Here is a 9,209-nt window from a genome sequence, read left to right on the forward strand (position 1 = left end):
CGTGCAGTATCGGAGGAGTCGGTCCATTGCCGTCATCGGAAGCGGCATCGCCGGGTTGACGGCGGCGTATCTGCTGTCCGCGCATGACCATGTCACGCTCTTCGAGGCCGATGACCAGCTGGGCGGCCACCGGCGCGACCATCGTGTCGATGACGGCTCCGGCAACACGATTGCCATCGATTCGGCGTTCTTGATCCACGACGACACCCGCCCCACCTTGTGCCGGTTGTTCGCCGATCTCGGTGTCGACACCATCCATGCCGACCCCTCGCTCTCGGTGCGTGATGACCGCATCGGCCTGCAGTACGCGCGTATGCGTGGCCTCGGCGGGTTGTTCCCCTCCTGGTCGAACATTGCTCGGCCCCGATATCTGCGCATGCTGGCCGAGGTCAACCGGTTTCACCGAGCCGCCGCCACTCTGCTGGAAACCGGGGACGCCGAGGACACCGGCACGCTGCGCGCCTTCCTCGCGGTGCACAAATTCTCCCGATACTTCGCCGACCACTTCGTGACACCGCTGGTGGCCACCGTCTGGTCCGGCGGGCCGCGCACGACGATGGAGATTCCCGCGCGCTACCTGTTCGCGTTCCTGCAGCAGCACGGGATGCTCCCGGGCTCCGAGTCCGCGGCCGCCCGCACCGTCGTCGGCGGGTCTGCCGGCTACGTCGACGCCATCGCCGCGCACGTCGACGAGGTGCGCACCGGCACCCCGGCCGGCGCCGTACGGCGCATCGCCGACGGTGTCGAGTTGCGGGCCGGCGGGACGTTGCGCGAGTTCGACGCCGTGGTCATCGCGACCCGGTCGGATCAGGCACTGCAGGCGTTGCACGAACCCACCGATGCCGAACGGGCAGCGCTGGGGGCCATTCGGTACTCGACCGAACACGTCTGCGTGCACACCGACACCTCGGTGTTGCCGACCCGGCCCGCGGCCCGGGCGCTGCGGAACTATCTGTTGCCCGAGAGCGGGCGGGACGCGCTGATCACCTATGACATCAGTCGACTGTTGGGCATGACCGGTGCGCGCCATCACCTGATGACCCTCGGCGGTTCCGGGCGGGTGGACCCGGCCGCCGTGATCACCGAGATGACCTACCAGCGTCCGATCTACACGACGGAATCCATTGCCGCCCAACGATTGTTGCCGCTGCTGAACGATGACAGGGTGGTGTTCGCGGGCGCCTATCATGGCTGGGGATTCCGCGAGGACGGCGCAGTCTCCGGTGTGCGTGCCGCCGAGCGGTTGGGAGCACCCTGGCCGGCGGCACGGGAATCCGAGGCGATGCCATGTTGATTGCCTTCGGCACCGTCAGTGCGTCTCGGGCGCAAGCTATTTCGGACCGGCCGAGCAGCCAGGGACGGCGGTTCCCGCAGATGGGAGGTCACAGATGAAACGGGGCATTCCGTGACGCTGCTCGACGAGCCCGCTATTCTACGGAACGTGACGTCAGACCTCGACGCATTGCTGCGCCGGGTAGCGCAACGCGATGTGGACGCCTTCGCCGCGTTCTACGACCACACCAGGGCCAGGGTGTTCGGTCTGGTCCTGCGGGTACTGCGGGATCCCGGATACAGCGAGGAAACCACCCAGGACGTCTATCTGCAGGTCTGGCGCAATGCCGGGGACTACAACCCGGCGGTGGGCACCCCGCTTTCCTGGCTGATGACCCTGGCGCACCGCCGCGCCGTCGACCGGGTGCGTTCCGAGCAGGCCGGCGCCGACCGCGAATCCCGTTACGGTGCCGCGACCGTGGAACCTCCCGTCGACCAGGTCGCCGACCGGGTGCTCGACAACGAGGATTACCGGCAGGTGACCCACTGCCTGGGGTCGCTGACCGACAAGCAACGCGAGTGCATCGAACTGGCCTATTACGACGGACTGACCTACGTCCAGGTTTCCGACCGGCTGTCGGCGAACCTGGCGACCATCAAATCGCGGATGCGTGACGCGATCCGCGGACTCCGCAATTGCCTGGGGGCAGCATGACCAGCCCGCATGACGATCTGTTGACGCTGGCGACCGCCTACGCCCTGCATGCGGTCGACGACGCCGAACGCGCCGATATCGACCGGCGTCTGAGCGCGGTCCCCGATTCCGTCGCCGAGGCATTCGCCAGCGAGGTCCGGCAGGTCCGCGAGGCCATGGCCATCGTCTCATCGGCCACCGCGACCGAACCGTCCGATCAACTACGCGACCGGGTGCTCGCTGCCGCCAGCGCCGATCCGGTGCGTCAGCTGCGCCCCCGCCAACCCCGGCGGTGGACGACCCTACTCACCGCCGCAGCGGCCGCCATCGTAGTCGGTGTCGCCACGTTCGGGATCGGCTGGTCGTTGCGCCCGGCGCCACAGACCACCACTGCCGAACAGATCTTCGCCGCGCCCGATGTGCGCACGGTGTCCGGTGACATCCCGACCGGCGGTACGGCGACCGTGGTGTTCTCCCGTGAACGCAATGCCGGCGTGCTGGTGATGAACAACGTCAACCCGCCCGCGAACGGCACCGTCTATCAGATGTGGTTGATCGACGACGCCGGACCGCACTCGGCGGGCACCATGAATGCACAGGCCATCGCCCCGTCGACGACGGCGGTGCTACCCGATCTGGGCGACTCGATCACGCTGGCCTTCACCGTCGAACCCGGTGAGGGTTCGGCCCTGCCCACCGGCACACCGTTTGCCTCCCTGCCACTGACATAGGTGCCTACCATCGGGTCCATGTTCCGATTCGGATTGGGCCTGCGCGACACCTCGTCGGCGGCGAAGGTGCGCTCGGCGGCCCGCCGCGCCGAGGACCTCGGCTACGACATCGTGCTGGTACCCGACCACCTCGGCGCACCTGCGCCGTTCCCGGTGCTCTCGACGATCGCCGCCGTCACCGAGACGTTGCGGCTGGGCACCTTCGTACTCAATGCCGGGTTCTACAAGCCGGCACTGCTGGCCCGCGACGTCGCGGCATTGCACGAACTGTCAGCGGGTCGTTTCGAGGTGGGCCTGGGCGCCGGTTACGTGCGGGCGGAGTTCGAGGCCGCCGAGCTGCCGTTTCCGCCCGCCCGTCAACGGGTCGAACATCTGGAGCATGTGACCGCGTACCTGGCCGAGCACGTTCCCGACGCGCCGATCATGATCGCCGGTGGTGGGGACCGACTCCTGACCGTGGCTGCCCGGTGGGCGGCGATCGTCGGCGTCACCGGCGGCAGTGGAGAGGATCCGCTTGCCGAACGGATCGCGTTCCTGCGTTCCGTTGCCGGTGACCGCTTCGCCGATATCGAACTCAATGTCGCCATCACCGCGGTGCCCACCGACGGCTCCGGGAGCCCGAACCTGGCCATGACCCGGCACTATGCGCCGGACCTGACCGATGAGCAGCTGTTGACCTTGCCCGGTGTGTTGTCCGGATCGATCGACGAGATGGCCGCCAAGGTGCGCCGGCTGCACGACGAATACGGGGCGAGCTACCTGGTGGTACAGGAGGCCCACGCCGAGGCGTTCGGGCAGGTCATGGCCGCGCTTCGCTGATATTCCCTTGTGCTGCAACATAATTGCTATGTGACCCCTCCGCTTCGGCGCAGCGTGACGTGCGCCACTGCAGACCGGAGGTTTTCGGGTGCGGCGGTCTGGGCATCCACTTCCTGCAGACAATTGGTGAGGTTGAGGACACAGCACACCGTTCACGCGACCAGCAAGGGAGCCGACATGGGTGACAGCAATGGAGCAGCAGAGGGCATTTCGGGCGTCGTCGAGGGTGCCAAGGGCAAGCTGAAGGAAGCGGCCGGCGCCGTGACCGGCAATGACGACCTGCGCCGCGAGGGCGAGGCCCAGCAGGACAAGGCCGACGCCCAGCGCGACGTGGCAAAGAAGGAAGCCGAGGCCGAGGCCGCACGAGGCGCCGCCGAGACCAACGAGGCCCGCCAGAAGGCCGCCGAAGAATCGAAGTAGGACTCTTCACAGAAGGGGACGGTTCTCGCAGAACCGTCCCCTTCTGCGTGCCCGAGGTATGGCGCTCGCGATCCTGCGGACAGCGGCGGCGGGGAGTCAATTAGACTTCTGCAGGTCTGCCTCGGCAGGTGCCGCCCCCGTAGCTCAGGGGATAGAGCACGGCTCTCCTAAAGCCGGTGTCGCAGGTTCGAATCCTGCCGGGGGCACTCCATTATTTGGGGCTTTGCGTGCGCGCCGGTGTTCTGAAGGTCCTGGGCCAGGACCACCACGCGGGTTCGGTAGCGGTGTCGTCCGCCGCACCACCAAGCCAACAAGCGGCGGAGTGCACGGAATCAGGACTGGCACCGCGTCCACTGTGCCTATGCTCCGACGATGAAGAAGGTTATCGGCGCGCGTATCGGGATGTCGCTCCTGGTGACGGTGATGGGGTTGGCGACGTTGGCGCCACAAGCAGCCGCCAATCCCTACTCCGGGGCGGACGACGCGCACGTTCAGTTCTTCAGGTCGCCGTCGGGCAACATCCAATGCGAAATCAACTTTGGACGCGCCGCCGCCGCAGGCGCGGAATCGCTGCCGGACGGGGTCTACTGCATGTCCCAGCAACCACTACAGAGCGTACAAATCCGCGCCGATGGGTCGCTGACAGACGTCTGCACCGGCCCGACCTGTGGCAGTGACGGACCCACAGATCAGGGCGTCCTCGCCTATGGCCAGAGCGCGGCGCTCGGGCCGTTCACCTGCCTGTCGGAGGAGTCGGGGATGACCTGCACCGCCAATGGCCGGGGATTCGAGATTTCGACCGCCGGCATCTTTGCGGTCTAGCGACCCGCTTCGGTCACTGCACCGCCAGCTCGTCACACCACCGACGCGCGCGCTGCTCCACGAACTGCCGTGCCTTCTCGATATCGGGGTGCTGGTAGCGGTCTTGGTCCAGATGGCTCACCTCCGAACGGAACTCGTTGAACAGCTTCGCCGTCTCCGGTGAGAGACGCAGTCCCTCGTTGAGGTCGATCGCCTGGGCGGCGGTCAGCAATTCGATACCCAGAATGTAGGTCAGGTTGTCGATGACCTGCATCAGCTTGTAGGCCGACGTCCCGCCCATGCTCACATGGTCCTCCTGCAGCTGGCAGGTGGCGATGGTGTCGACACTGGCCGGGGCCGAGAGCACCTTGTTCTCGTTGACCAGGGCGGCCGAGGTGTACTGCGGAATCATCAGCCCGGAGTCCAGACCGGGCTTGGCCACCAGATAGTCGGGCAGGCCGTGCTGGCCGGACAACAGTTGGTAGGTGCGGCGTTCGGAGATGCTCGACAGATCCGTCAACGCGATCGCCAACAGGTCCATCACCATCGCCGACGAGGCGCCGTGCAGGTTACCCGCGCACAGTTCGGTGCCCTCCTCGTAGAAGAAGACCGGATTGTCCGAGACGGTGTTGCATTCCTGCTCGATGATCTGGGTGGCGAAGTTGATCGCCTGGCGCGCCGCGGCATGCACCTGCGGCACGCAGCGATACGAGTAGGGATCTTCGTGGGCGATATTGCACTGCGGCAGCTCGTGGTGGTTGCTGCCCGCCAACAATGTCTCCAGGTTCTTGGCGACCGTGACGCGCTCGGGGTGCCGCCAGGTCTTCTCCAGCAGCGGCTGATAGAAGCTCTTCGCGGTGCTGAAACCCTGAATGCTCAACGCCGTCACCAGATCTGCGAACCGGATCAGGGTGCGGGCGCGCAGCAGGCAGTCGACGGCGATCGCGTTGATGTACTGGACGCCATTGGTCAGCGCCAACCCCTCCTTGGGGCGCAGCCGCAGCGGCTCGAAACCTTCACCCGCCAGCATCGTGGCGGCGTCGACGAGTTCGCCCCGGTAATAGACCTTCCCCTCGCCGATCAGCGGCAGGGCCAGATGCGCCAACGGCGCGAGATCACCACTGGCACCGACGGTTCCCTTCTTCGGGATGGCCGGCACGATACCGCGCGCCCAGAAGTCGAGCATGCGGTTCACGGTGTTCGGCGTGATCCCGCAGTACCCGCTGCGGAACGTGAGCAGCTTGATGACGGTGGTGATCCGGCTGATCCGCGCGGGCATCGGCTCCCCCACCCCGCAGGCATGCGACAGCAGGTGGCGGTGCTGCAGTTCGGACTGCTCGTGTTCCTCGATGCGCCGCACGCACAGCGAGCCGAAGCCGGTGTTGATCCCGTAGATGTGGCGATCCTCGCCGGCGATGCTGGCGATGTAGTCCGCACCGCGGCCGATGCACTCCTGCACCTCGCCGTCGAGGGTGAGTTCCTGTGCGTTGTCGACGATATCGGCGATATCGTCGAGGTGGTAGAAGTCCAGCGAGATGCTACGGGTTTCTGTCATCACTTCGTCTTTCTGATCTTCGATGGTGGCGCGGCAGCCGGTGAGTCAGCGAGCCGCCGCGGAACAACGGTCCTTGACGGTGGCGAGCCGTTCGATACTTCCCAGGGCCTCGTGTGCGTCGACGCCGAAATCGACGAGGCAGGCGATATCGTCGACACCGATTTCGGCGAATCGCCCGGCGACGTCGACGCATTGGTCGATATCGCCGAGCAGGCCCACACCGTCGAAGTAGCGTTCGACGCGCAGGTCGAGGAGTTCTTCGAGGATGTCGTCGTCATAGCCGTCACCGTCGGCGGATGCGGCCGCCGCCTTGATGTCCAGCTGCAGGGCCGAACCCAGGTAGTGGCGCAACGGCGCGGCGGCCACCGCCCGCGCATGGTCGGCGTCCGCGCCGACGAAGGTGTGCAACATGACGGTGACACAACCGGTTTCGGGATCATGACCGGCCGACCGCCTGGCCTGGCGATACTGGCCGATCAGCTCGGCCAGCTCCGCGAAATCCTGGGTGATCATATGGGTCAGCAGGTTGGCTCCCGCGGCGCCGGCGCGCACGAACGTCTCGGCGGTGCCCCCGGTGGTGATCCACACCGGTAACTGCGGTTGCACCGGCCGCGGGGTCAACTCGACCTCGATCTGCGCGCCGAATCCGTTGGTCCGCCGGATCCGCTGCCCGCGCCACAGCGCGTGCACCGTGTCGATCTGCTCCCACATCAGGTCCTTGCGACCGCCGTACTGTGCGGGCGCCAAGGCGAAGTCATTCGGATTCCACCCGGAGCCGAAGGACACCGCGGCCCGCCCGCCGGACAGGTTGTCGATCATCGACCAGTCCTCGGCGATCAGCAGCGCATCGTGCAACGGCGAGATGACGCTGCCCGCCCGCAACTGGATGTTCTCGGTCACCGCAGCCAGCGCCGCATTCGTGACGACCGGATTCGGGAAGACACCACCGAATTCGTCGAAATGTCGCTCGGGGGTCCAGATTCCGGCGAAGCCCCGCCGGTCGGCGATCCGCGCGGCATCCAGGAGAAGCTGGTAGTGCCGTTGCGCGTCACCGGTGGCCAGGCTGGCGAAGAACATCAGGGAGAAGTTCATCGCGCGGCGCGCACCCCCGCCGTGCCACCGATCACCGGACTTGCCGGGGCGGATGCCGCGGCGATGGCCAGGCCCTGGATCGTCGGATCATCGATGAACGTGCCCAAGCTGATGCGCACCCCGAACTGTTTGCGGACCCGCGACAGGATCCGGGTGGCCACCAGGGAATCTCCACCGATGCGGAAGAGGTTCGCCGATCGCGAGATGCCCTGCTGTTTGAGCAGGTCCTGCCAGATCCGGGCGATGGCCAGTTCCACCTCGCCGGTGGGTTGGTCGCCGTCGTCCTCGTAGGGCTCCGGGGAGGCCAGCTGCGCCACCGCGGGGCGGTCGATCTTGCCGTTGGCGTTGCGCGGCAGGTGCTCTACCGCGATGACGGCCGAGGGGACCATGTACGCGGGCAGGGCGGCGGCGAGTTGTTCCCTGACGGACTCGGGATCGAAATCGTCGGTCCGCTGCGCCACGGCGAAGACCACCAGCGTCATCGCCCCGGTCGGTGAGGTCCGCACATCGGCGGCGGCCGCGAGCACCGCACCGGTGTTCATGACCGCGGCTTCCACGTCCTCCAACTCGACGCGCTGACCGTTGATCTTCACCTGATTGTCGGTGCGGCCGACGAAAAGCAGCTCCCCGTCGGGCAATCGGCGCGCGACGTCGCCGGTGCGGTAGATCACCTCGCCGGTATCGGGCACGGTGACGAAACGGTTCTCGGTGGCCGCGTCGTCGTTCAGATATCCCTTGGTCAGATAGGAACTGGCGATGCAGATCTCGCCCTCGTCGCCAACGTTCCCGTCCTGATCACGCAGGGTGATCGTCCGGCCGGGAATGGCATGCCCGATCGGGACGGTGCCCAGGTCGGCGGGCAGCTCGCCGATCGGGTAGAAGGTCGCCGCCACCACCTCGGTGGGGCCATAGACGTTGACCAGTTTCGTTGTGGGTGAGAGCAGCTGACGCGATCGCGCCACCACCGACGGTGACAAGGCCTCGCCGACGAACAGCACGGTGGTCAGGTGCGGCAGGTCGGCACCGGTCTGCTCGATCTCGGCGAGCAGCGTGGCCCAGTGCCCAGACACGATCTGCAGCAGCGATATACGTTCTGCCCGCAGCCACTGCACCAGCGCGGCGGGATCATTGCGGATCTCATCGGAGACCATGTGCACGGATGCACCGCGCGTCAACGCACCGAAGATCTCACAGAACGACACGTCGAACCCGGGTGGCGCCAGCGCCGCGACCCGGCTGCCCGCGGACACCCCGAACGCCACCGCCTGCCAGTCGACGAACTGCTGCAGCGTGGCATGCCGGTGCGGGATGCCCTTGGGCAAACCCGTCGATCCCGAGGTGAACGCGATATAGGCCGGGTCGTTGCAGGTCACATCGGGTCGGTCGAGTCGCGTGGACGCCGAAGCGGCGGGAGCGGTCGACAGGTGCGGCAGGTGAGCGAACTCCTCCTCGACGAGCCGGCGGTGCTCCTGCGGCGCGTCATCGTCGATCAGGATGGCCCCTGGCCGCGCCGCAGTGATGACATGGCGAACCCGGTCGACGGGGTGCGCCGGATTGGCTACGACGAAAACGCCACCGGCGGTGAGTGTTCCGAACATCGCGATGACCATCGACGGGCCGCGGTCGGCGATGATCACCACGGGCGTCTGCGGCTGCAAACCGGCATCGGTGAGGGCGTCGGCCAGCCGCCGGGACGCTTTCTCCAGTTCGGTGTAGCTCAGTTCACACCGTCCCGCCTCGGTCACATGTGACAGCGCGAGGGAACCCGGAAGCCGCTCGGCGTGGCGCCAGAACATGTGATGGAGTACCTGTTCGGCCATCGTTT

General features: G+C 66.7%; 9 protein-coding genes and 1 tRNA gene. 7 read left to right on the forward strand and 3 right to left on the reverse strand.

Translation table 11 applies throughout. The features are described 5' to 3' along the window. Window position 1: 1 nt before the first annotated feature. From FBY28_RS08715 to FBY28_RS08745, 7 genes are all read left to right on the forward strand, one after another. Window positions 2-1,294, forward strand: a complete 1,293-nt coding sequence (locus tag FBY28_RS08715; protein ID WP_141865948.1) for an NAD(P)/FAD-dependent oxidoreductase — start codon at window positions 2-4, stop codon at window positions 1,292-1,294. A gap of 147 nt (window positions 1,295-1,441) precedes the next feature. Beyond that, window positions 1,442-1,987 carry a sigma-70 family RNA polymerase sigma factor gene (locus FBY28_RS08720; protein ID WP_286177876.1) on the forward strand — a complete coding sequence of 182 codons (546 nt, stop codon included), beginning with the start codon at window positions 1,442-1,444 and terminating at the stop codon, window positions 1,985-1,987. After that, complete coding sequence (locus FBY28_RS08725) at window positions 1,984-2,697, forward strand: anti-sigma factor (RefSeq protein WP_141865952.1); 714 nt, start codon at window positions 1,984-1,986, stop codon at window positions 2,695-2,697. The genes FBY28_RS08720 and FBY28_RS08725 overlap by 4 nt, the downstream gene beginning before the upstream one ends. 18 nt (window positions 2,698-2,715) lie before the next feature. Beyond that, entirely contained in the window at window positions 2,716-3,516 is an 801-nt protein-coding gene (locus FBY28_RS08730) for a TIGR03621 family F420-dependent LLM class oxidoreductase (protein WP_141865954.1), read from the forward strand. A 177-nt stretch (window positions 3,517-3,693) separates the two neighbouring features. Beyond that, window positions 3,694-3,936 (forward strand): microaggregate-binding protein 1, encoded by a 243-nt coding sequence (mbp1, locus tag FBY28_RS26395; protein WP_036460373.1) that lies wholly within the window; start codon window positions 3,694-3,696, stop codon window positions 3,934-3,936. A 133-nt stretch (window positions 3,937-4,069) separates the two neighbouring features. Then, window positions 4,070-4,142, forward strand: a tRNA-Arg gene (locus FBY28_RS08740). 166 nt (window positions 4,143-4,308) lie between these two features. Continuing rightward, window positions 4,309-4,758: a hypothetical protein gene (locus FBY28_RS08745; protein WP_141865956.1), complete on the forward strand. Its 450-nt coding sequence runs from the start codon at window positions 4,309-4,311 to the stop codon at window positions 4,756-4,758. Window positions 4,759-4,771: 13 nt separating this feature from the next. Here FBY28_RS08745 and FBY28_RS08750 read toward each other — a convergent pair whose 3' ends face one another. The 3 genes from FBY28_RS08750 to FBY28_RS08760 are packed head-to-tail and all read right to left on the reverse strand — an operon-like array spanning window position 4,772 to window position 9,204. Then, entirely contained in the window at window positions 4,772-6,292 is a 1,521-nt protein-coding gene (locus FBY28_RS08750) for an HAL/PAL/TAL family ammonia-lyase (RefSeq protein WP_141865958.1), read from the reverse strand. A 45-nt stretch (window positions 6,293-6,337) separates the two neighbouring features. Then, the gene (locus tag FBY28_RS08755; RefSeq protein ID WP_141865960.1) at window positions 6,338-7,384 is read right to left on the reverse strand and encodes a MupA/Atu3671 family FMN-dependent luciferase-like monooxygenase; all 1,047 of its coding nucleotides are present in this window, start codon (window positions 7,382-7,384) and stop codon (window positions 6,338-6,340) included. After that, complete coding sequence (locus FBY28_RS08760; protein ID WP_141865962.1) at window positions 7,381-9,204, reverse strand: non-ribosomal peptide synthetase; 1,824 nt, start codon at window positions 9,202-9,204, stop codon at window positions 7,381-7,383. Before FBY28_RS08760 ends, FBY28_RS08755 begins: the two co-directional genes overlap by 4 nt. Window positions 9,205-9,209: the final 5 nt, after the last annotated feature.

The sequence above is a fragment of the Arthrobacter sp. SLBN-53 genome (assembly GCF_006715585.1).
Lineage (GTDB): Bacteria > Actinomycetota > Actinomycetes > Mycobacteriales > Mycobacteriaceae > Mycobacterium > Mycobacterium neoaurum_A.

Bases quoted from the DNA above. Each gene is read 5' to 3' on its own strand.
- FBY28_RS08745 (WP_141865956.1), top strand. From the start codon at position 4,309: ATGAAGAAGGTTATCGGCGCGCGTATCGGGATGTCGCTCCTGGTGACG.
- FBY28_RS08755 (WP_141865960.1), bottom strand. From the start codon at position 7,384: ATGAACTTCTCCCTGATGTTCTTCGCCAGCCTGGCCACCGGTGACGCG.
- mbp1 (WP_036460373.1), top strand. From the start codon at position 3,694: ATGGGTGACAGCAATGGAGCAGCAGAGGGCATTTCGGGCGTCGTCGAG.
- FBY28_RS08725 (WP_141865952.1), top strand. From the start codon at position 1,984: ATGACCAGCCCGCATGACGATCTGTTGACGCTGGCGACCGCCTACGCC.
- FBY28_RS08760 (WP_141865962.1), bottom strand. From the start codon at position 9,204: ATGGCCGAACAGGTACTCCATCACATGTTCTGGCGCCACGCCGAGCGG.
- FBY28_RS08730 (WP_141865954.1), top strand. From the start codon at position 2,716: ATGTTCCGATTCGGATTGGGCCTGCGCGACACCTCGTCGGCGGCGAAG.
- FBY28_RS08750 (WP_141865958.1), bottom strand. From the start codon at position 6,292: ATGACAGAAACCCGTAGCATCTCGCTGGACTTCTACCACCTCGACGAT.